The 22,796-nt window shown below is 41.2% G+C and carries 23 protein-coding genes, 1 tRNA gene and 1 pseudogene; 9 read left to right on the top strand and 16 right to left on the bottom strand.

The features are described from left to right. The 3 genes and pseudogenes from M2R47_RS02180 to M2R47_RS09460 form a co-directional block, all read left to right on the top strand. Window positions 1-117: pseudogene (locus M2R47_RS02180) on the top strand (IS1595 family transposase); the annotation flags it as partial. Between the two features lie 588 nt (window positions 118-705). Further along, window positions 706-1,596 carry a ShlB/FhaC/HecB family hemolysin secretion/activation protein gene (locus M2R47_RS09465; RefSeq protein WP_283162886.1) on the top strand — a complete coding sequence of 297 codons (891 nt, stop codon included), beginning with the start codon at window positions 706-708 and terminating at the stop codon, window positions 1,594-1,596. 28 nt (window positions 1,597-1,624) lie between these two features. Further along, window positions 1,625-2,101, top strand: a complete 477-nt coding sequence (locus M2R47_RS09460; protein ID WP_335341974.1) for a ShlB/FhaC/HecB family hemolysin secretion/activation protein — start codon at window positions 1,625-1,627, stop codon at window positions 2,099-2,101. A gap of 790 nt (window positions 2,102-2,891) precedes the next feature. On the opposite strand, the gene M2R47_RS02170 is transcribed toward M2R47_RS09460, so the two are convergent. The 3 genes from M2R47_RS02170 to M2R47_RS02160 all read right to left on the bottom strand — a co-directional run bounded on the left by M2R47_RS02170 (window position 2,892) and on the right by M2R47_RS02160 (window position 6,011). Continuing rightward, complete coding sequence (locus M2R47_RS02170) at window positions 2,892-3,245, bottom strand: hypothetical protein (RefSeq protein ID WP_249098227.1); 354 nt, start codon at window positions 3,243-3,245, stop codon at window positions 2,892-2,894. 123 nt (window positions 3,246-3,368) lie between these two features. Continuing rightward, window positions 3,369-5,258: an ATP-dependent zinc metalloprotease FtsH gene (gene ftsH, locus M2R47_RS02165; protein WP_249098225.1), complete on the bottom strand. Its 1,890-nt coding sequence runs from the start codon at window positions 5,256-5,258 to the stop codon at window positions 3,369-3,371. A gap of 120 nt (window positions 5,259-5,378) precedes the next feature. Next, complete coding sequence (locus tag M2R47_RS02160; protein WP_249098221.1) at window positions 5,379-6,011, bottom strand: RlmE family RNA methyltransferase; 633 nt, start codon at window positions 6,009-6,011, stop codon at window positions 5,379-5,381. A 134-nt stretch (window positions 6,012-6,145) separates the two neighbouring features. Between M2R47_RS02160 and M2R47_RS02155 the strand changes: the two genes are divergently transcribed. Both M2R47_RS02155 and M2R47_RS02150 read left to right on the top strand, forming a co-directional pair. Beyond that, window positions 6,146-6,466: a YhbY family RNA-binding protein gene (locus M2R47_RS02155; RefSeq protein WP_249098218.1), complete on the top strand. Its 321-nt coding sequence runs from the start codon at window positions 6,146-6,148 to the stop codon at window positions 6,464-6,466. A gap of 6 nt (window positions 6,467-6,472) precedes the next feature. Beyond that, window positions 6,473-7,057: a DOMON domain-containing protein gene (locus tag M2R47_RS02150; RefSeq protein ID WP_249098214.1), complete on the top strand. Its 585-nt coding sequence runs from the start codon at window positions 6,473-6,475 to the stop codon at window positions 7,055-7,057. A gap of 320 nt (window positions 7,058-7,377) precedes the next feature. Here the strand turns inward: M2R47_RS02150 and M2R47_RS02145 are convergent, their stop codons facing one another. Next, window positions 7,378-8,070: a CHAP domain-containing protein gene (locus tag M2R47_RS02145; protein ID WP_249098211.1), complete on the bottom strand. Its 693-nt coding sequence runs from the start codon at window positions 8,068-8,070 to the stop codon at window positions 7,378-7,380. Between the two features lie 265 nt (window positions 8,071-8,335). Here M2R47_RS02145 and M2R47_RS02140 point away from each other — a divergent pair, with 265 nt between their 5' ends. Next, window positions 8,336-8,854 (top strand): DciA family protein, encoded by a 519-nt coding sequence (locus M2R47_RS02140; protein ID WP_249098207.1) that lies wholly within the window; start codon window positions 8,336-8,338, stop codon window positions 8,852-8,854. A 360-nt stretch (window positions 8,855-9,214) separates the two neighbouring features. Here the strand turns inward: M2R47_RS02140 and lpxC are convergent, their stop codons facing one another. The 3 genes from lpxC to epmB form a co-directional block, all read right to left on the bottom strand. Beyond that, on the bottom strand, window positions 9,215-10,120 hold the full coding sequence (gene lpxC, locus M2R47_RS02135; protein ID WP_249098203.1) for a UDP-3-O-acyl-N-acetylglucosamine deacetylase: 906 nt from the start codon (window positions 10,118-10,120) through the stop codon (window positions 9,215-9,217). A 180-nt stretch (window positions 10,121-10,300) separates the two neighbouring features. Further along, window positions 10,301-10,377, bottom strand: a tRNA-Val gene (locus M2R47_RS02130). Between the two features lie 69 nt (window positions 10,378-10,446). Continuing rightward, window positions 10,447-11,472: an EF-P beta-lysylation protein EpmB gene (gene epmB / locus M2R47_RS02125; protein WP_249098199.1), complete on the bottom strand. Its 1,026-nt coding sequence runs from the start codon at window positions 11,470-11,472 to the stop codon at window positions 10,447-10,449. A 120-nt stretch (window positions 11,473-11,592) separates the two neighbouring features. Between epmB and efp the strand changes: the two genes are divergently transcribed. Then, complete coding sequence (gene efp / locus M2R47_RS02120) at window positions 11,593-12,162, top strand: elongation factor P (RefSeq protein WP_249098195.1); 570 nt, start codon at window positions 11,593-11,595, stop codon at window positions 12,160-12,162. 83 nt (window positions 12,163-12,245) lie between these two features. Here efp and M2R47_RS02115 read toward each other — a convergent pair whose 3' ends face one another. Continuing rightward, on the bottom strand, window positions 12,246-12,923 hold the full coding sequence (locus tag M2R47_RS02115; RefSeq protein WP_249098192.1) for an SPOR domain-containing protein: 678 nt from the start codon (window positions 12,921-12,923) through the stop codon (window positions 12,246-12,248). A gap of 185 nt (window positions 12,924-13,108) precedes the next feature. On the opposite strand from M2R47_RS02115, the gene M2R47_RS02110 reads away from it, so the two are divergent. Beyond that, window positions 13,109-13,330: a DUF2788 domain-containing protein gene (locus M2R47_RS02110; protein WP_249098189.1), complete on the top strand. Its 222-nt coding sequence runs from the start codon at window positions 13,109-13,111 to the stop codon at window positions 13,328-13,330. 157 nt (window positions 13,331-13,487) lie between these two features. Here the strand turns inward: M2R47_RS02110 and cmoB are convergent, their stop codons facing one another. Continuing rightward, window positions 13,488-14,498, bottom strand: a complete 1,011-nt coding sequence (cmoB, locus tag M2R47_RS02105; RefSeq protein ID WP_249098184.1) for a tRNA 5-methoxyuridine(34)/uridine 5-oxyacetic acid(34) synthase CmoB — start codon at window positions 14,496-14,498, stop codon at window positions 13,488-13,490. A 90-nt stretch (window positions 14,499-14,588) separates the two neighbouring features. Next, window positions 14,589-15,335: a carboxy-S-adenosyl-L-methionine synthase CmoA gene (gene cmoA / locus M2R47_RS02100; protein WP_249098181.1), complete on the bottom strand. Its 747-nt coding sequence runs from the start codon at window positions 15,333-15,335 to the stop codon at window positions 14,589-14,591. 75 nt (window positions 15,336-15,410) lie between these two features. Between cmoA and msrA the strand changes: the two genes are divergently transcribed. Further along, window positions 15,411-15,932: a peptide-methionine (S)-S-oxide reductase MsrA gene (msrA, locus tag M2R47_RS02095; RefSeq protein ID WP_249098158.1), complete on the top strand. Its 522-nt coding sequence runs from the start codon at window positions 15,411-15,413 to the stop codon at window positions 15,930-15,932. Window positions 15,933-15,948: 16 nt separating this feature from the next. Here msrA and smc read toward each other — a convergent pair whose 3' ends face one another. From smc to M2R47_RS02065, 6 genes are all read right to left on the bottom strand, one after another. Next, complete coding sequence (gene smc / locus M2R47_RS02090) at window positions 15,949-19,515, bottom strand: chromosome segregation protein SMC (protein WP_418001175.1); 3,567 nt, start codon at window positions 19,513-19,515, stop codon at window positions 15,949-15,951. A gap of 167 nt (window positions 19,516-19,682) precedes the next feature. Continuing rightward, window positions 19,683-20,312, bottom strand: a complete 630-nt coding sequence (locus M2R47_RS02085) for a C39 family peptidase (RefSeq protein WP_249098150.1) — start codon at window positions 20,310-20,312, stop codon at window positions 19,683-19,685. Window positions 20,313-20,340: 28 nt separating this feature from the next. Further along, window positions 20,341-21,279 (bottom strand): transporter family protein, encoded by a 939-nt coding sequence (locus tag M2R47_RS02080; protein ID WP_249098147.1) that lies wholly within the window; start codon window positions 21,277-21,279, stop codon window positions 20,341-20,343. A gap of 9 nt (window positions 21,280-21,288) precedes the next feature. After that, window positions 21,289-21,570, bottom strand: a complete 282-nt coding sequence (locus M2R47_RS02075; RefSeq protein ID WP_249098145.1) for a hypothetical protein — start codon at window positions 21,568-21,570, stop codon at window positions 21,289-21,291. Between the two features lie 139 nt (window positions 21,571-21,709). Then, a complete protein-coding gene (locus M2R47_RS02070) occupies window positions 21,710-22,072 on the bottom strand; it encodes a hypothetical protein (RefSeq protein ID WP_249098144.1) in 363 nt (120 codons plus the stop codon). A 42-nt stretch (window positions 22,073-22,114) separates the two neighbouring features. Beyond that, window positions 22,115-22,618 (bottom strand): hypothetical protein, encoded by a 504-nt coding sequence (locus M2R47_RS02065; RefSeq protein ID WP_249098142.1) that lies wholly within the window; start codon window positions 22,616-22,618, stop codon window positions 22,115-22,117. Between the last annotated feature and the right edge of the window lie 178 nt (window positions 22,619-22,796).

The raw sequence follows: 22,796 nt of genomic DNA, 5'->3' as shown, positions 1-22,796 counted from the left end.
TACAATGACACCCCCAAGAAAAACTTCCATCTTTTTATCAAAGAATGTGAGTTTAGATTTAACTACAGCACACCATCTAATCAGCTTAAGATATTGAGAAAATGGTGTGGGATTTAGGGCTTATCTGCTACAGCCCCATTTTTTTAAAGATGCCATTTATGATTAAATGATTTATCATTTTTAAGATTTGTGAAAATATTGATATTTGCTAAGTATCTAAATATAAAAAACAATATCTAACAATTCTTGAATTTTCTAATATAAATCAAATGATGATAAAAACTAAATAACCCCCCACCTTTGTAGTCACTAAATTCATAAGTTACAATCAGGCAACTTTAAAATGACGGTTAAAAGCCTATGACACACTTTTATTTAAAACCTTTAATTCAAGCAACTTGGGTTGCCTTGGGATTAATATCACAAATCAATACCGCACAAGCGGCGGATGATTCCTTAATTGGCAATGCAACCAACCAAACCCTAATCAAACCCAAGATGCTCGTAATCAGGCACTGCTAGAGCAGTTGGTGCCAAATCCAAGCGTGGTAGCAGATATGGGCAACCGATCTCTCCAACACCATCACTCAAACTCAAGAACAACCAACATCAGATAACGCCATTTGTTTTGATATTCACAAGAGGGGTTATTCCGTACTATCGCAAGGTGATATTGTCTTTGCAGACAAGCTTGGCTTTGCACTCATGCCTGAAATCATGGGTAATCACAGTGTCTTAGGCAAGTGTATGACAGTCGCTGATATTCATGCCATCGCCACTCGTGTACAAAATCGCTTGATTGACAAAGGCTATATTACCAGTCGTATTATGGTCTCTGATCAGAATTTGGCGGATGGGAAGTTAAGATTAACCCTAATCCCTGGTAAAATCGCTCAGGTAGTGGTGAATACAGTGGATAGTAAAGCACCTATCTATGTCAAACGGACAAATATGGCTTATCCTGCCATCTTAGATACCGCCTTAGAGAATTTTAAACGCGTGCCAAGTAGTGATGCCAGTTTTAAGATTGCACCATCTGATGAGTTACAAGCGATTGGCATTAGCTTTAGTGATATTTTAATTGATTACACCCAGCACCGCCGTCTTCGTGGCAGTCTTTCTGTGGATGATTCAGGTTCTAAATCTACAGGCAAATATCAAGGCGTAGCTACTTTGAGTGTGGATAATCTAGCCAATTACAAAGATTTGCTCTATTTAAGCTTTGGACGGGATTTGGGTAATCAGCTGAATGAGGATAAAGATTATCCATCTAATATGAGTAAAGGCTCTAAAAACTATGGTATTGGTTATGTGATTCCTATTAAAAGCAGCCTCTTACAACTAAATGCCAATCGCCATACCTATCATCAAACCGTGGCAGATAGCACCCAAGATTATGTCTATGGCGGTAAATCCAGTGGGTACAACGCCAAGCTGTCTCATCTGGCACACAGAGATGCTCGTAGTAAAAGCCATGTGTATGCTGGTGGCTATGTCAAATCCCAAGAAGTGATATTGATGGTAACACCATCGATGTACAAACCCGTAAAACTGCAGGTTATTTATTTGGCATTAGCCATGAGACCGTTTTGGTAAACAAGCTAATCATAGCCCAAACACCGATATTTCTTATAAGCATGGTACAGCGGCTTTTAATGCCTTACTTTCACCAGAAGAGCTGTTTGATGAAGGCTCAGCAAGAGTGGGGATTTATCAATTAAATGCAAGTCTTACCAGTAAATACAACCCAAGCATCAACAACAAACCATTGCCCATTGTCCATAGTACAACACTTAAAGCCCAATACGCCACAGACAGTCTAACACCAGATTTAAAGATGGTCATTGGTGGCAGATACACCGTCAGAGGTTTTGATGGCAAGCGTTCATTATCAGCGGATAATAGCATCTTAGCAAGACAAGATATCAGTTTTTATCCAAGCTTTCTAAATCAATCACAAACAGCCAACCAAAGCACCTCAACCAACCAAAACAACTCACAAAACAGCCAATCAAACCATGCCATCTATCTAGGACTGGACGCAGGCTATACCACCAACCACGACAAGAGCCAAATGAGCCATTACTTGGACAACATCTAGCAGGTGCTGTCATTGGTATTAAAGGACAATATACACCAAATACAAATAACCCCTACCTAAGTTTTAATTACGACATCTTCACCTCAAAAGCAATCAGCCAGCCTAAAGGCTTTTTCAAATAAAGATTGGGTGAGTGGTGTCAGCTTGGGGATGAGTCTTTAAAAGCAAGTTGACATCAAAGCTGTCAGTTGAGCAAATTGGTTTGGCTAGCACAACCAAATCAACCCTATCGATGCCCTTAATAAAGAAGATATGGTCTGTACAGCACGATTGAAGAGTGGGTATTTGAGATCATTTTTAACTTCTTGATGAGCTTCACTATTTGAAATATAATTTTAACTCATTTAAAAAGTTAACAAATCTATTCATACTGACAATCTTTATCATTGGTGTATTTACTGTTATATTGTCATAACCAAAATGAAATTAGCCATATTATTACAATGTGCACTTGAAATTATTTCAAGATAAATTTCTTGATTCTCTATTTTTTCGCATTTTACCTTTTTAACTCCTTTGGAACATCATCAATCTGAATAGCTCTTGTTTCACCTTTTGCAGTCTTATCATCAGTTGAGCCATTCCAATGAAATTGCCATTTCCAGCCTCACAAATCCAATCTACTTTTTTAGACTTAAGAAGCTTCTTAATTCACTTTCCACCACCCTAAACAGGAAGGACATTAGAGTAGCATCGAAAATAGAAAATGAAGGTTTTGGTAGAGTTGTGGATGGTTTCGGTTTGTCTGCGGCGACTGAAAGAATGGTAAGAACTCCACAAACCTTGGTCATTATTGATCAGTTGTACAAATGATACCATTACCAATACAATATATGATGGCTACACATGTCAAAATGTTAGGGAAAAGCAGAAAAATGAGTGTCAATAAAATCCTGATCGTTACTCCTTTTGCTATAAGCATTATCGTCATCAAGAGGCATTCTCTGGGGCGGTTGGCATTTTGTCCTTTAAGTAAAGACAAGCCTTTAGATTTCATTCCAGCTTTTGCCCTGAATGTGGCCAAGCCTTGAATTCTTAGTGGATTCTCGTAGTGGGCTTGTATTTTTCTATCATCACAAATGTCGACCTCATCACTTTTAAAAGCATTGATGAGATAGCCATCAAGATTGGTAATGCTTGTCATGATTGAATTTGCATCTTTTTACCAAGATGCCTCTGCATTGTGCCTTTCCATGAAAACACCCCAAAGGTTGAGATTGACCTTTGGGGTAAGATTTGAAAAGCGATATTTTTCTAACAGTACTTGTCAAGCACTTGGTATTGGTGGTGGCAACTCATCAAAAGGGGTCTCTGGTGCGATACTTGGCACCTCATGCTGGTACTCCTTTGGCTCACGAGGCATCTCACCGCTCATGATTTGCAAAAATTGCTCACGATCAATCGTCTCCCATTTCATCAAAGCATCGACCATGGCATGCATTTTGTCATGATTGTCATCAATCAATCGATATGCCACTTCATATTGCTCTTCTAAAATACGGCGAATCTCATCATCAACTTTCTGTTGAGTTGCCTCAGAGATGGTGCGAGTCGAACCACCAATATATCCACCATGTTCTTCTGGCTCATAGACCATGATGCCCAAGTTATCACTCATGCCATACTTAGCAACCATCGCACGAGCCATCTTAGTGGCTCTCTCAAAATCATTGCTTGCCCCAGTAGATTGGCGATTCACAAAAATCTCTTCAGCAATACGACCACCAAACAATATGGAAAGCTCATTGAGCATCTTATCTTTATAATTACTGACCGCATCCTGCTCTGGTAGCTGCCATGTCACACCCAAAGCCCAGCCACGAGGCATGATGGTTACCTTGTGTACGGGGTCGGTTTTTGGCAACAGGTGTGCCACCAATGCATGACCTGCTTCATGATAGGCAGTTGCACGGCGCTCATCTTCTTTTAACACCATTGATTTACGCTCAGGGCCCATATAAAGCTTATCTTTGGCATCTTCAAAATCGTTCATGTCAACATGAGACTTGTTCCTACGAGCAGCAAAAAGCGCCGCTTCATTAACAAGGTTGGCAAGCTGAGCACCACTAAACCCTGGCGTACCACGAGCCAACGCATTGACATCAACACCAATGGTTTGGGGCAATTTTTTTAAATGCACATTCAAGATTTGCTCACGCCCTTTGATGTCTGGCAAACCAACTGATACTTGACGGTCAAAGCGACCCGGTCGAAGCAGTGCTTTATCCAGCACATCAACACGGTTGGTTGCAGCAATGACAATCACACCATCATTACCCTCAAAACCATCCATCTCAACCAACAGCTGGTTTAGGGTCTGCTCTCTTTCATCATGCCCACCGCCCATGCCAGAGCCACGGTGACGGCCCACAGCATCAATCTCATCAATAAAGATGATACAGGGTGCATTTTTCTTGGCTTGCTCAAACATGTCCCGAACACGGCTTGCACCCACACCGACAAACATTTCAACAAAATCAGATCCAGAGATGCTAAAAAATGGTACTTTTGCTTCTCCTGCGATTGCTTTTGCTAACAAAGTTTTACCCGTACCAGGCGGACCCACCATTAACACACCTCGTGGAATGGTTGCACCTAGTTTGGTAAATTTTTCTGGGTCTTTTAAAAAATCAACAATCTCAACAACTTCCTGCTTGGATTCTTCACAGCCAGCAACATCAGCAAAGGTTACTTTAATTTGGTCTTCGGTCAGCATTTTAGCTTTGGACTTGCCAAAACCCATCGGATTGCGACCACCAATACCGCCACCAGAACTACCACCACTCATGCCACGCATGAATAACCAAAACAAGCCAATCATGAGTAAAATAGGGAAAGCCGCAATCAGTAACTGCGAGCCGATGCCTTGGCGTTCAGGCACTGTGCCTTGAATCTCAACATCATGCTCACGGAGCAGTGGCATCAGCCCATCATCATTAATGGCAGGACGCACCGTCTCAAAATGTGAGCCATTAACTTTGGTGCCAGAAATCTCTTCGCCATCAATTTTAACATCCTTAATCTCACCTTGTGATACAGCGGTCACAAAGGACGAGTAATTCAGCTGGTCTACATCTTTATTGGCACGATCAAGATTGCCATAAATGGCAACCACCACGCCAATAATCACTAACCACAATAAGGTATTTTTTACCATGTTGTTCACTAATTTGTCCTATTTTAAGCGTTTGCTGGGGTATTTATTACATCTGCGTGCAGTTTGGGTTAATATGTGGACTTTTTTAAAAAAGTCAAGCCATGAATCACTAAGCGAGCATCATTTGATTGCTACCCAAAACATCTCCTTTGAGCGTGGTCGAGATGCAGCAGGCTTGATGCTTTTGATTTTACTAAACTGCTTTTGCATTTGTGCACGAAGCTCTGGCGAACCCTCACCTTGGAATACTTTCATGATAAGTGCACCGCCTACTGGCAAAACAGATAATGCAAAATCCACCGCCAACTCACACAAGTACATCATGCGAGGCATATCTACCGCAGACATGCCAGAGGTGTTGGGTGCCATGTCAGACAAAACCACATCAACATGACGACCACCTACCTGAGCCATTATTTTATCAAATACTTCTTGCTCACGAAAATCTCCTTGGATAAAAGTAACATTTTCCAGTGCATCCATCGGCAAAATATCCGATGCAATCAACACACCCTCATCACCCACCAATTGCCCTGCCACCTGAGACCAACTGCCAGGAGCGGAGCCCAAATCCACGACTGTCATGCCTTTTTTTATAAGACCTGTTTTTTCATTGATTTCTAGCAGTTTATAAGCTGCACGCGCACGATAACCTTCTTTTTTGGCTTTTTGTACATAAAAATCATCAATATGTTCTTTCATCCAAGCACGGCTGGATTTTGAAAATTTTTTATTAGTAATGCGAGTTGCCATTAGATATTAACCACCGCCTAATGATAAAAACCTAAAATCAATAGCCGACTAGTTTACCATTTTTATCGCCTTATTTGGGATAATTTCTGCTATAATGTGCCAAATTTAGCAAATTTTTTACCTTGGAATGAATTATGAGCAATAAAAAGCTAAAAACGCAAGACCTTAAAGAACTTCGTGGCATTGGTCATCGTCTCAATCCTGTGGTCATCGTCGGCGGCAGCGGTCTGACACCCACCTTGATTGAAGAGGTTGGGCGAGCACTGCATGATCATGAACTCATCAAAATCAAAATTCCAGCAGGCAGTGCTGATGAAAGAAAAGCATGTGCTCAAGCCATCGCACAAGCAACCGACAGCGATGTCATTCATCACATCGGACGCATGGTGCTACTACTTCGCAAAAACCCTGAGCCAAATACCAAGCTATCCAATCTCATTCGCTTTGGCTACTAAATAAAAATGTCAAGTATCAGTGCCATTCATCAGGCGGTTTTTCATGGTGAGACATCGCCCACAATTCACACTCATGAACTGATGGCCAGTGCTGTGAACGCACCGAAAATTCAAGTCGCATTCAGCAATAAAGACAGACTGGCGTGTTTAAGCTATCTTATTGAACGCACTTCATGGCTAGACTTACCCGATATGACCACACCAAAAGGTGGCATACGCCAAGATTACCTGTGGGAAAGTAATTGCATTGAGTGTTTTTTTGAATTCGAGAGTGGATTGGGCTATATTGAGATGAATGTCAGTCCGCATCAAGAACAATATCATTATAATATGTATGATTTTCATGATTACCGCATGCCTCATGTCATGCCTCCCATGCACGCAGACGGAAACATCACCATTCACCATTCTAGCATATTAAAAACACACCACATTTATCATCTGGCAATAGATTTTGCCCAAAAGAATCAAAAAATCACCAAAATCAACCCTTGTGTGATTTTATATCAAGAAAATACACCGATATTTTATGCCATCAATCACGCCAGCCCACCTGATTTCCATGCCAAATCACATTGGCTGGCTGTGTAACTCATGCCACTCATTCAATTCAAATATCCCAGCAGATTCTGCTTGATATGGCAAAGTTATTCGGTTCAATAATACATTCAAGATTATTGAAATAAGCATAAAAAAATCTTAATACCTCAGCAGCCATCCATCATCCATGAAAAGCAAGAATGGCAAAATATCATGCTGATTAAGATGGTCAAAATGATACAAAAAAATCCAAGCCTTTTTTTAAAAGTTTGAATAGCAACTTCAAAAAAAGCTTGGTCAGAAACCCCATCAAATCATAGATTTTACAACTAAAATCCATGGTTTGATGGTTATTAATCAAGAAGCATGGATTACTGTTCGTTCATCGCCAACATGATGCCCGTATTCGCACTTGCATCTAAATAGCGTGTATCTCGCCATACGGTATAGCCATTATGCTGGCTGTATGGACTGAATTTTTGTTGGCGAAAATCCGATATCCATTGCTTACCGTCGTAAATTTGAATGTGACCATGTGGATTCTTGGCGGTACGGTTAAATACCACAACATCACCAACTTGTGGCTCGTAGTTATCATTGCTGATTTTGGTGAAGCCTGCACCTGCCAAAGTGCCGTGTGCATATTGATATGCAGAAGCATTGGGCGTAAAATCATAGCCTGCCGACTGTAATGCTTTGCGTACATATAAGGCACAGCGACCAATGCTTTTGCTACGAGCCGCACGAGATGCCGCAGCGGCAGCAATACTTGGCGCACTGTCTTTGGTAAGTTGTGCGACGATGGACGGAGACTGATAGTTACTGCTATAACTGCTTTGAGTAGTCAAGCCAGATGATAAGGGGTCTTGTTGTAAGCGTGATGTGATTGTGGTGGTATTTTGCGACCTAGCAATCAAGCGGTTGATGGCATCATCAATGTTATCATGAGTCAGTCCATCATGAACAACGACACCCTCTTGATTTGATTGCACGCTTGCATAAGCGATGCCAGATTGTCCCAAAGTCAGCCCAACGACTGACATCAGCCAAAACACTCTTTTCATAGATATTCCTCAAATCATCAAAACCACTCTGCCGTCTGGTTTTGATGCTCTGTATTGTATATTGGGTTTTGATTGAAAGCTCAGTCATCAGCGGCATACATCCAAGCACGCCAAGAACCACCAAAACAAATGGTTATGATAAGCAACGAAACATCTTCAATGCCCATCGCAAATATGCGATTTTGCTGGCAATCCGTTCATAAGGCTGATAAACTTGCTCTACTGGACACCATGTCCACAACTCTTTTTAAGATAAAGGTAAGCCATGTCTGATTCAAAAAAAATCAATTTCGTAGACGATTTGCACCTAAAACATCACGCACCCAATCATTTGGCAAGCACGCTAGAAAAGCAGGCAGCAGCTGGTGCAACACTTCCTAGTCATCTAACACAACGCATCGCACACTTAAAATCCTGCACCAATTTATTACAGCAAGCTCTAAAACCACTACTGCCCGCTGAGATGCTCACCGATTGTCAAGTCGCCCACATAGATCAACAACGCTTGACGATATCACTATCATCAGCCACAGCCGCCAATCATTTGCGTTATTTATCAGCCAGTTGCTTACAATCACTACGAAATCAAGATGAACAATTTCGTCATTTGCAAGTTTTAGACATCATCGTCAGTCCAAAACCTACACAATCAGAACATCGCCAAACCAGTCCCAAAAGAACCTTAAGCGAAAACACAAAGCAGATTATAACCCAAACCGCCACAACTGTCATCACCCATGAAAGACTAAAACAGGCATTGTTAGCCTTAGTCAATGATGAGTAAGTGAATAATTGTTCACATTATTAAGCCGTGATGATTTCATTGACTTTTGGTAATTATTGTAAAGTTTTGTAACTAAAAAAAGCACGGCCTTGAATCATGATCTACAACAACCATCACATCCGATCATTTCATCAGTCAAAAAATAATGACCCAATTCAATCAACCTCCGCCCTGCTAATACCACACAAATAAAAGACTTTAGATAAAAAGGCAAAACCCATTCGCACTGATTGCAAATAAGTTTTATTATCTTTTTCTCCAAATCAGCCATGAGTACCGTACAAATTTTAAAGGTTACGCCTCGTTTGCCAAGACTTTGCAGTATCACACAAGCCTCCTGCGTTCAAAAGCAAGACCTGTTCAAATCTTTGGCAAAGAATACTCTATTGGAACATCCTCTTTTTTACAAAAAGTTACAATTTCATGGCTAGAATCATCATCAAGCACCGCACGAATAAGCATATTATTGAGTGCATGACCTGATTTATATGCTGAAAAATGCCCCAAGATTGCATGCCCAATCACAAACAAGTCGCCCACCGCATCCAACACTTTATGGCGGACAAATTCGTTGGGATAACGCAGACCGCTTTCATTTAAGATGGCATCATCGTCAAGCACCACTGCATTATCCAAACTACCACCCAGTGCCAAACCATGCGTACGCAAATATTCCAAATCCTTTAAAAAACCAAAAGTACGCGCCGCACTTACTTGGTGATAAAAATTGACCGTATTAAAGTCTAATGTCATCTTCTGCTCGGTTGCTTTGATGGCATCGTGAGCAAAGTCTATCTCAAAATCCATCAAAAATCCTTGTTCATAAGGCTCAAGCCGCGCCCACTTATCACCATCATTCACGCATATCGGCTTAATGATTTTCAAAAACTTCTTGGGTGCGTTTTGTTCTTTAATCCCTGCTTGGCTGATGAGTGCCATGAATGGTGCCGCCGAACCGTCCATGATGGGCATTTCAGGAGCATCAACTTTAATGATTAAGTTGTCCAAGCCGCATGCCGCCACCGCTGATAACAGATGTTCAACCGTACCCACACGAACATCATTTTGCACCAAATTAGACGACATCATCGTATCTTGTACCAAATTGGCACGCATGGCAATGCGAGCATTGTTCAAATCAGTTCGTTCAAAGATGATACCCATACCCACTTCAGCAGGTGTCAGCGTCAAGGTAACTGACTTGCCACTATGAAGTCCCACGCCTATCACGGTCATCTCTTGGGCAATCGTACGCTCATAACTCATGATGATTCCAAATGTTACAAAATGTGTGGTGCATAGTTTATCATTTTGGCGTAAAACTTGGCGTAAATTTTTACGAATTTTACGCATTTTTTGCCCAAAATGAATGGATTTATTTTGTAAGAAAGCTGAGTACGCAAAGCAAAACCCCTTGAAACATAATCATTTCAAGGGGTTTGAATGTGGTAGGCGTAAACGGACTCGAACCATCGACCCCCACCATGTCAAGGTGGTGCTCTAACCAACTGAGCTATACGCCTAAAAAGTGAGTGTATTTTAGCAAATTTTTCACATTTTGCAAGCTTTTTTCTTATTTTTTTGTATATTTTTTATTGGTACAGGTTGACTGGTGTCTTATAGGGCTGATTTGGCAGCTCTTGAACAAGTTTTGGCACAAGATAGCCTGATAAGTTTTCAAGCATTCCCCAGTAAATCTGTATGGCACGAGCGATTGGCAAGTCAAAATGTGCCGCCCCTTGCACCTTATCTAAAACATGCAAATAATAAGGCAGTATTCCTGCTGTGAATAACGCACGACTCAACTGGCAAAGCGTGTCAACATCGTCGTTAATGGTCTTTAGCAGTACGGTTTGATTCAATAAAGTAACGCCAATCCGTCTTAGTTGTTGGCATTTATGCCTTAGATGCTCATCAATCTCATTGGCATGATTGATGTGTAGCACCATGATGATGTTCTTTGGACAGTTACTAAGCAGTTGGATCAGCTGATCATCAACTCTATTTGGTAAAACCACGGGTAATCGTGTATGAATACGAACGGTCTTAATGTTAGACATTGCACTGATGGCATCAAACCACATACTAAGCCTTCTATGACTCAAACTAAGCGGATCGCCACCGCTTAAAATCACTTCATCCACTTCTGTATGACTGGCAACATACTCAGCGATTTTGGCAATTTGCTGGGTGTTTGGCATGTTAGACTGATAATCAAAGTGTTGGCGAAAGCAATAACGACAATGAACCGCACAAGCCCCTGTGGTTGTGATGAGTACTCTATTTTTGTATTTATGAAGTAAGCCTTTGATGGGGTTTTGTGCATTTTCTATCAAAGGGTCGTGTGTGTACCCTGCCGTTACCATCGTCTCTTGAATGTCTGGCAGCACCTGCAATAAAAGCGGATCATTTACATCGCCTTTTTTCATTTTATCAGCAAATGCTTTAGGCACCTTAAGTTTAAAACTCTTTGGCTCATGATGAGGAGACAAATCAAGCCCTAAATACTCACACAGCTGACGCACATCAGACAGACCATCAGCCAGCTCTTCTTGCCAAGAATCACCAGATGGTGCTTGTAATGATATTTTGGTGGAAATTTTTGAAGGATTATGCATTATTTTTTGACAATATTTGGTAAAACTGGCTATAATGTGCTGTTAAATACATTACGAGAAATGGCATTATTATAACGCAATTTCTACTCAAATTTATTTTATTTTTTAAAGGTAATCATCATGGCAAGTTTTTCTACCAATGATTTTAAAGCTGGCTTGAAAGTCATGCTTGACGGCAATCCATGCACCATCTTAGAAAACGAATATGTAAAACCAGGCAAAGGGCAAGCCTTTAACCGTGTAAAACTTCGCAATCTAAGAACTGGTAAAGTGTTAGAGCAGACTTTCAAATCAGGCGATAGTTTAGAAGGTGCTGATGTCTTGGACACAGAGATGAACTATCTATATAATGATGGTGAGTTTTGGCACTTCATGCACCCAGAAACCTTTGAGCAGATGCAAGCAGACAAAAACGCCATGGGCGATGCAGCACAGTGGCTAAAAGAAAACTCAAACGCACTTTGCACCATCACACTATTCAACGGTGCTCCACTTAGCGTTACCCCACCAAATTTTGTTGAGCTACAAATTGTTGAGACAGATCCAGGCGTACGCGGTGATACTTCTGGTGGTGGCGGTAAGCCTGCTCGCCTAGAAACTGGTGCTGTCGTTCGTGTGCCTTTATTTGTACAGCAAGATGAGATAGTCAAGGTTGACACTCGTACTGGTGAATACCTATCTCGTGTGTGATTCATGCAATCATCAGAAAAAACCCCAGTTGCGTAACTGGGGTTTATTGTCTTTATGATGTCATTTCATTCATCATGATGAATCTACCTGTGGTGCTGCTCCACCATCATTGCATCAATACCGTTATTTCTCAGTCTAAACAAAGCTTCGCTCGCTTCACTACGACTGATCATTGGCATTGATATCACTTGATAAGAAACATCGCCCGTCTTTGCGTCCATGCGACGAACGACAGTTGCGTCCACGCCTGCCCACATCACCTCCGCACGCTTCTCATCAGCCTCTTTGGCATCTGCAAAACTCTTGATTTGTAGAATATAAGTGATGGTATTTTTTGCATCGGTCTTGTCGGATTGTGCATCACCAACACCGCTTTTCTCATGCCGCCATGTTTCATCAGGCAGATCTGAATACACCACCGCATCAGCATCTAACATTTTGGCGGTTGTATTGACTGTCTCTTGCACACTCACCCCTTCAGGCACACTGCGAAAATCCTGCTTGGGCAACACCTCATAAAAATCAAAGCCAGGTGATGGCATGGTATTCGTCTGAGCAATCGGCTTGACTGGCTCTTCTTCCGCAATCACAATCTTCGTACTATTGCGATAGCTCTCTGCCATGGGAGAAAAGTACAGCATCACAAGCAAGACCATCACCACCACGACTGCCAAAATCATCCATAACAAGCTTAGCAATCCAGCATGTTGCTTATCTCGGGCATCTTTATAAACAGCAGATGATTTTTTTTTGCTTGCCATGTTAATACTACTCAAAATATCAAAAGAATATTCCAAAATTTAGGTCAAATGTCTATTGTATCAAGTTTTTGCCACACTGTGGAAAAAATATGGTGCAAGCTGGTGTTTTTATTCACCATTGAATAATGGATGGCTAAAACTATGTTATAATTTGCTGATACAATCATTCAAAAAGAGAACCTGTCATGAAATTTGCCATCTCTGAAGAGACAATCACCGCCGCAGGTCTGTATGTCCTACTGCCGATTTTTATTGCTTTTTTATTCTTTATCATGTGGGACATCGCCAAAAAATCCAAAGCTGGCAAACAAGGAACTTTTTGGATTTTTGTGGCACTGGGGATGGGGTTTTTTGGCTTTCTTGCCAAACTGATGATTGAATGGGTACTCAGCAAGTGGTTCATCTGATGCGTCATGTGACCAATTTCATTAAAAACTCTATCTAAACTACGCACTTGGTGAGTAATTTTTAAGTACCAGCATCAACAAATCCATGCCAACAATCTGATTGAACATAAAACATGCAGACGCTCACCAGATTCAAAATCAATATCTGCCAAGCATCTTATTTGGTGGCCAACATCACCGCACGCTTTGGCCGTGGATAGCCTTCTAAGGTTTTGTTGTCATCATTTGGGTCTAAAAAGTCCACCAGTGAGTGATAATCCATCCATGCTGTTGCTCGTTGTTCATCAGTGCTTGTTACATCAACATCCACACAACGCACATCTTTAAATCCGACTTTTACCAACCATTTGGTCAAAGCGGCAATACTTGGCAAAAAATACACATTATTCATCTGAGCATATCTGCTCTCTGGTACAAGTACGGTCTGTTCATCACCATCAACGATGAGCGTTTCTAATACCAAAGTACCGCCTTGATTTAACTGACCTTTGAGTTGATCCAAGTGTTCAAATGGTGAAGTGCGGTGATAAAGCACGCCCATGCTAAATACCACATCAAACAGTTCGGCATCCCGCGGCAACTCTTCCAATGCCACAGGAATATAATGAATGGGTAAAGACACGCCCATAAAATGCTTAATTGCCATAAACTGATGATAAAACAAACAGGACGGATCAATGACAATGACCGATTTTGCACCGTCACCCAGCATGCGAAATCCATGGTAGCCCGAACCACCACCCACATCCAAAATGCGTTTTTTGTATAAATCCAAATGCTTGCGTACTCGCTCCCATTTAAAATCGCTTCGCCATTCAGTATCAATATGAATGCTTCTGTCCGTACTGCCTGAAGACAAATAAAATGGGCCTTTACGCCACGGCTTTAGATTTGCCAATAGATTGTGGGTTTTTTTAAAGTCTGCCAACTCCCAATCAAGCATCGCCTCCACCTTATCACGCAACTCAATTTGCATGGCGGTAACATCAGGCAGGCGATCTATGGTAGCAGCATAAGATGGAGCATGTGCGTAACGGCGTTTATCTTTAATGGCAGAAAGCCAACTCGGCAAAGACGCAAGCCATTGATCCGCTCTTGGGTGATATTTACTCAGCTGTATCAAATATAGATATAAAGCCTGTTCGGCATTAAATATGGTATTGTTCATTATTTTGATTCAAATTAACAAAATGATTGGGTTTGAGGTACAAGCTCATCACCTCCAATGCTATTGAGGCAACAGCGTGTTTTTCATACATCATTTGAACGCCACAATGGATAAAAAATTCAAAAACTTAAACCAAGTCAAACTGCGTTCAAATCCCGACTGATGCAACCGCTCAAAGTGTGCCTGCTCAGTATCAGTAATCAGCACATTTTCAAGGGCGTTTCTTTTACCGCTGATTTCCAACTCAGAATAGCCATTGGCACGCTTAAAATCATAATAACGCTCCACAAGCCATGCGTCATGCTGTTCATCAAGGTTGTGTGTTTTTTCGGTCAGAATTAAAATCCCTCCATCCGCCAAAGCAGCATGGCATTTTTTTAGCAAATCTAGGCGTTTATTGGATGGTAAAAATTGCAAGGTTAAATTTAGGACAATCATATCACATTCTTTTAACTGCATTTCACACACATCACCTAAGATGAACTCAATGTGATGATCAGGGTAATGCTCTCCCAAAACCATTTGAGCTTCATCAATCATGGGGGCTGAAATGTCCACCGCACTGATTTTTAACTCCGTAGGCATAAAATGATCCGCCAAAGCAAAACTAACCGCCCCCAAAGAACAGCCCAAATCATAAATGCGACTAAATTTTTGACCATTTTCCAGCTGGCGGTGCATACAATGGCGACGAGCCAAAATCGGTAACATTGCCAACATCTGCCCATAGCCCGGCACGCTGCGGCGAATCATATCTGGAAAACAAGCAACCACTTCTTCATCAAAAGAAAAGCGAGCAGATTTGTCAAGCGGTGTGGTAAATAAGGTATCGTGCATGTTTGATGATGGGTGTTTTGATTTGTCTACAATTTTGTTATTATAGCATTTTATCGCAAAGTTTTTGGAGGATTTATGCAGTCAATCATTTTAGGTGGTGGTTGCTTTTGGTGTACCCAGAGTGTTTTTACGAGCATCAAAGGCGTGCATTCGGTCATATCAGGCTATGCAGGCGGTCTGGCTGACACCGCCAACTATGAGAGTGTCTGCATGGGTGATACAGGGCATGTGGAAGTTGTTAAAGTTGTATTTGACGAACGAGAGATTGGATTGTCCGTCATTTTGGACATTTTCTTTGCCACGCACGATCCCACCACTTTAAATCGACAAGGTAACGACATAGGCTCTCAGTATGCCTCTGTGATTTTTTACACTCAAGAAAGCCAGCTTGAACACATCACCAATAAAATCAACCATCTTAAATCACAAGGCATTGACATCGTTACTCAATCAGCACCCGCACCGACTTTCTACCCTGCCGAAGAGTATCACCAAAACTTTTATGCCAAAAACCCCACCCAAAGTTACTGTAATTTCACCATACCGCCAAAGCTGATGAAATTGCGTACAGCGTTTGCAGACCATCTAAAATCATGAATGAGCAGTAAAAACATCAACTTTCAAGATATTTTTCCGCCTCTTCGAGATTGACCGTCACCAAACTTGAAATGCCTGCAGTCGGCATGGTGATGCCTTTAAGCTCATCAGCAATCTGCATGGCAAGCTTGTTATGACTGATAAAAATAAACTGTACAGCATCTGCCAACTCATGAATCAAGCTGGTAAATCGTGCCACATTGGCATCATCAAGAGGTGCATCAACCTCATCAAGCACACAAAACGGTGCTGGGTGCTGTTTGAAAATCGCAAAAATCAAGCTAAGTGCCGTCAAAGTCTTCTCACCACCAGAGAGTACCGCAAGTCGTGAGTTTTTTTTGCCTTTTGGTTGTGCCATAAGCACAAGACCTGCTCGCCATTTGTCTGATTTAGACAGAGTGTCATCATCAAGCAAGGTTAGGCTTGCTTGCCCACCCCCAAATACCTTACTAAATAAAGCATTTAATTCATGATTAACTGCCGTCAATGCGTTTAAAAATAGCGACTTCGTCTTTTCATCAATAGCACAAATGGCATCTTTTAATTTCTCCATGCTTTGAGTGATGTCGTTGATCTGACTGTCCATTGGCGACACACGCTCTTCTAGTTCAGCAAGCTCACTGGCTGCCGCCAAGTTTACCGCACCCAGCTTGGCAATGTCCGCCTGAATCTCATCAATCCGCTTGGCATTATCTTTAAATTTAGGTGATTTCACACGAAAGTCTGCCAAAGTTGCAGGCAGGTTGAACGCTTCATCAAGACGCACCATCTCCTCACCAAGATCATTCAATCGACTCTCACCCACCGCCCTATCTGCTGCTATCTGCATGATCTGCGTCTGTGCATTATTAAAATTGGTATGTGCCTCATCAAGATTTTCTTGAAGTTTGATTTGCATCAATTGCAACGCCTTAGCGGCCGCCTCATGTTCTTCACTGGTGATTTTTAGCATGGCACTTTGAGCTTTTGCTTCCTTAAAAGCAGTTTCAAGAACGGGCAGTTTTGCAGTCAATACCTCTATCGAATCTTGAGTCTTTTGTATGTCAATGTCTGCTTGTTCAGCCTTTTTTTGGGCAGATTCAAGGATTCTTTGGCTGTGTGTTTTGGACTGAGTGAGTGTGGCATGTTTTAATTGCAATGCTTGATGGTCATCATTAAGCGATTTAACCAACGAACTCATCTCATCGATGTTTTTGGTGGTGGCAAGTACAGCGTTTTGGACTGCCTGCAAGCGAGGCAAGTGCTCAGTGAGTTGCTGATTGATGCTGGTCAATTCATCATCTAATGACTTTAATTCACGACTCATCTCTGCTTTTTCTTCATCTAGCAACGCTTTATTTTTAATAAAATTCTCCTGCTGTATGACCTTGGTCTGAATCTTCGCTTGCAAGGCGGTATGCTCCTGCTGTGCTTTATACAAGCTACTTAGCAATCCGTTCATCTGAGCCGTCCGCTCATCATGAATCATCTTGAGATTGTCAAACTGAGTGACATGGGCTTTGAGGGTGCTGGCACTGTCATCAAGCAGTTTTTCAATGTCGTCAAGTTCATTTTCCAACTCAGCCAGTCTTTGACTGTGTTCAGCTTTTTGGCTTAGCACAGATGAATCTGCACCAAAACTGCTGGTATGCATGACCCCAAAAGCACCGACCAACCAGCCTGTCTTGGTCAAAATTAGCCGACCCTCAGACGCCAAATGTTGCAGCTGTTTTAAGTTGGCGTCATTAAGATCGCCATCCAACAAGTAGCAATGATCAAAAATTGCCAAGCGTGGTGTCTCAAACAACCCACCAAAAGACAATAAACTGCCATCATTCGCACCATGGTCGCCACCCACCTTAAAAATGGTGCGTACTGCGTGCTTATCATTCACACTTGGCGATGTCAAAGTGGCTTTAAGCTCCAAATCTTGGGAAATCTGTGCATTGAGCCAAAATCCTAAAAAACCATCTAACACCCCTGCAAATCGTTCACCTTGGCGGCTTAGCTTAACCACATCTTTTAAGTATGGCAATGAAAGGCCGACTTCTTGATAACTCTCCGCTTGCTCACACACAACAGGCTTTGAATGCAACATTTTATGCAAAATATCATATTCACTTGACAGTGCTGCATGGCGTTTTTCTAGCTGTGCGTGTTCTTGTTGGGCAGACCGCACCATACTTTCAAGCTTGTCAAGTTGCTCTTTATCATCATGCTCACTTAGGGATTCTTGACGCAATTTTAGCATGTCAATTTCATCAGAAAGACGCTTCAATGACTCGCTATCCGCCCCATCCTCCATGTTCAACGATTGAACGCTTAATACCAAGTCATTGTGCTTTTTGATCCATTTTTCACGGCTGCTGAGTATGCGAGATTTTTGGGACTCGGCAAGCTTTTGGGCGTTTTCCAAGGTGTTTTTTTGTGCTTGCAAAGCACTTAACTCTTCACGCATGCTTTGCCAATGATCTTGCACAATGACCAATTCATCTTTTTTGGCAATCAGATTTTTTTCCAAATCTGACAAACTTGGCTTAATGCTTACCAACTCTTCATTGATTTGCTCCAATTCATCGGTGGCATGCTTGATGTCATTCGCCGCTTCGGTCTTGATGGCGGTTAAGCGAGTTATTTTTTCATCAATTTGACTAAGCTCTTGATTGATCGTATAAAAATTATGCTGAGCCGTCTGCTCTGCCATATGTGCGTCATGATATTTATCACGAGCATCATCTTTGAGCCATTGACTTTCAGCAACCTTAGCAGACAGTCGATCAAGCTCTGCTTTTGCCTTATTGACAACCATCTCCAATGATGACAGAGTCTCATTACTTAGTTGCTGCTCTTGTTTTTTATTTTCAAAATACTGCCATGCTTCAAAAATGCGTTTTAGCAAGTCTTCTTTATTAATTTGATCAAGTTCGGTAGTTAATTCTTGGTATTTTTTAGCAGACTCTGCTTGACGCAATAGCGTGCGTTGCTGTTTTTTTAGCTCACCTTGCAAATCAGACAGTCGCTCTAAATTATCACGGGCTTCATCAAGCTTTTTTTGTGTCTCATCACGGCGAGCTTGATAGCGAGACACGCCCGCCCCCTCCTCAATGAATGCACGCAGCTCCATGGGGCTACTATCAACAATACGCCCTATCATGCCCTGCTCAATCACCGCATAGCTTCTGGCAGCCAGACCCGTCCCTAAAAAAACATCAACCACATCACGACGACGCACCTTTTGACCATTGATGTAGTAATCCGATTTGCCATCTTTGGTTACCTGCCGACGAAGTGTCAGCTCTTGATAAAGATTGAGAGCGTGTCGAATGCCACTCGTCTCATCTTGGGTGTGTTCAAAAGTCAGCTCCACACTTGCCAGCGACTTCCCTGCTCGCCCCTCAACACCAGCAAAGATGACATCACTCATCGCTCCACCACGCAGCTGCTTGGCAGAAGTTTCACCGAGTACCCAGCGAATGGCATCAATCACATTGGATTTACCACAACCATTAGGGCCTACGATGGCAGTAATGTCGTGCTTAAAGGTAAAAGTGGTGGGATTGGCAAAGGATTTAAAGCCAGCAAGTTTTAGGGATTTTAGACGCATGATTGATGATGAAATCTTAGAATAAAAGGCTGTTATTATAGCAAATTTTACCAAGATTTTAACTAAGTTTCTATTGAGCAAATTGGCAGACGAACCAAACATCTTATGAAGAGACAGAGCCAATGATGTCGGCATTACCGGCATACGCCATTAAGCCATTAAGATGATCATAAAAACCGCCAAAATAATGCAGGGGTTTGTTTGAGTAGTTTTTGGGTATCGGTAATGGCGGTAAAAGTGGTATCGGCAAGATTTTTTTGGGTGTCGGTGGTGGGTAAGATTAACAACACCTTACCCTTACTTTGCTTGTCGGTGGTAAGCCACATCTTTTCAAACTGACGGCGTGTAAGGGTGCGATTGCCCCAGCTACTATCCGCCAAATAGACATTGTGCTCATCAATGGCACGCACCACACTAAAATGGTCGCTTCGTTTGTGATTGACATAAACAATGGCAGGGATTTTAAGCTTGACAAGTGTGTCATAATCCATCATTACGCCACGAGCAGTAAAACCATATTTTTCACTGACCTTTGCCAAATCCAAAAACGATGCCATGACATCATCAAGTGCCATGTCAGCTAAAATCTCGCTTTCGGTTTTGGGATTTTGGTAAAAGTAAGTTAAAATGGTGGATAATGACGATGCACCACAAGAATAGTCCACATCTTGCTTGGTAACTTTGCTATTTTTAATATCGGTGTAAGTGGTCTTTGTGCTAAGTGTTTTGGGTGTATGCCAATCTGCATAAGCCAAATTTATGCTAAAAGCAACTATAAATAAAAGAGCTTTTTTCATTACGATTACAATCTTAGCCATTAAAGTCTTATTTGGCATTTTGTTTTTGAGCTTGGCGATATTTTTGTGATAAAGGCGGTGGTAACTCCCCAATCTTGGTGGTCAATCCAACCGATACCGTACTACCGCTAGCTCCTGAAATTGGCGTACGAACATTGGCAGTCAAGTTACTTCTTGCACTTAATGCATAAGCCAAACCAAGATTTAAAGAGGTTTGTGTTTGGTTGTTTTCTATGTTGCCAAAGTCGTTTTTGTCCGACCATTTGTGGCGAATACTCACACCACCTGTCAGCGTAATATCAGGATTGACCGCAAAACCTACCGTACCGTTTAGCATCGCTGTGTCGCCCAAATGAATATGACCACCATTTTGTAATTCACGCTTTGTTTGATGTTGGTAAGTACCTGTAAGACTTAGCACAATCGGATCATTGACAGTATCAACACTCAAACCGAATAGTGCCGAACCGCCCAATTTATTTTTGAGCCCTTGTGTGTTATCATAAAGCGATAATTCGCCAAACATTAAGCTATCAGGCAAGGTTTTATGGTTTTTGATAACTTGGTATTGGGTGGCTAGGCTCACATCATTTAGGCTTGTATCGCTTGACTTTGATAAATCCGCACCATTTTGATGACGGTCATTGCGATAGACACCGTTAGCCTTAATACCCATTTCTAGTCTATCACTCACACCATAACGCACTCCAAAAGATGCAATTAGGCTATCGGTATTGGTATTGCTCTCGCCAATATTAGGCAAATAAATGGTTCGTCCACCACCTAAGTCTACGCTGTTAAAGCCTTGTGCCACCGCCGATGTTTTTTGTTGATTAAAATAGCTAAGTTCGGTATCCAATTTAAAGCGGTTTTTATCCGCCAATAAGTCATCAACCGTAAGGGGTAGATCGGCGTGGGCGATGAGTGGTAAGGTGGTTAAAGTTAGCAATAAAAGTTTCAATCTCATAATATCATCTCAAACTATCCTAATTGCACTATTCATCTTTATAGGATAATTCATATCAATATCCTTAATGTTTAATTCTTTTGATTGATAAATTAGTGTCTTTTTACTTTCTTCAAAAAAAGTCAGTTCAAAAGCTCCATAATACCTATGGATATCTTTTAACAAAGCCACACTTTCTTGCTTCAATGTATACTCAGAATAGGCAGTACCCTTTTTTATTTCTTTTATCGCTTTATGCCAAGTCAAATTAAGCACATCGCCAAAAATGGATTTTAATTCATGTTTTAGCAAATCCGTAGCAGCACAAACAAAAGCATTGTTTTTTTGTCTTTTGCCAAGTAATGACCATTTACAAAAAACGATGTGTCTACAACATGACCATTAAGCGGTTTGATTTTAATAATCATGAGCACACCTTAAATATTTATTACTATCTTATGCGATATAATCGCCTTTCTTTTATACAATAAGGACTATTAAATTCAAACTCTATTTCTAGGTCTTTAACAATATTTCTAAAAATCGTTTCTTCATCTTCTTTGTGTCTTAAATCAATAAAAGAGAAGTTAAATTCAATATTATTATCAATCAATGATTTAAATATATCGACAGCAATATCTGACAAGAAAAAACTAACACTTCTCTTATCAGCTTCTGATTTTATCATAGTGCTACTAAAACTGTAAGAAAATACATACATATTACTATTATTAATGGTGTAACAATAACAACCTATATGAAAACTTCTTTTTGTATCAAAATTTGTAGCAAAATAATCTTTTATATATTTCATCACATCACTTTTAGACTGTATCATAAAACAAAAGGACATTTATTAATACCTCTTTGGCTTTCCATAAATAATATGATTTCCGTTGGTTTTTGATGGATGGAAATGGTGATACTGGGTGGGTGCGGATGGTTTAGGGTTGTGGAATTCTTTACGAACACCGTTAGGATTATTTTTGCTAGCGGCACGAGCGATCTGTTTGGCCTGCTGTCTTGTATGTGCCTGAATAAATTTATCCCCACTTTTCCTAGCTACTTGAACAGCAACTCTCTGCGTTACCCATCTTTGTGCTATAAAACGCCCACCATGAATCACCCCTATTGCCACCAATGGAGCAACCGCCCCTTCCGTCTCTTGCATTTCGGTGGTGGTCATCTCTTTTGTTTGCAGATTTTCTACATCATCAAAAGCAAAAGACAAATCAGTGGTTTGGGTAGATAATTCTACACTTGGGGCAGTACTTGGTATGGTTTGATAAACAGTTGTTTCTGCAAAAGCAGGGGCGGTGGCGATAGTGGCAGTAAGTGCTAGGATTGATAGTTTTTTCATAGAATTTTCCTTTTATCAACATTATAAAAACCCCAGTTTAATACCGATAGTCAATAACCGCAGCAAGCCATGCCATCTTGGTGTTGGTTACTGTGTATGATACTAGCAGATACAATTTTAGCTATCAAGTGTTTTTAATAATTTTTTATTTGGTTTATTTGTTAAAATTGGGCGATTA

This window comes from Moraxella oculi (assembly GCF_023336735.1).
Taxonomy (GTDB): Bacteria; Pseudomonadota; Gammaproteobacteria; order Pseudomonadales; family Moraxellaceae; genus Moraxella; species Moraxella oculi.
Note: the sequence above shows the minus strand (reverse complement) of the source record. Positions and strands in the feature narration are given on the sequence as shown.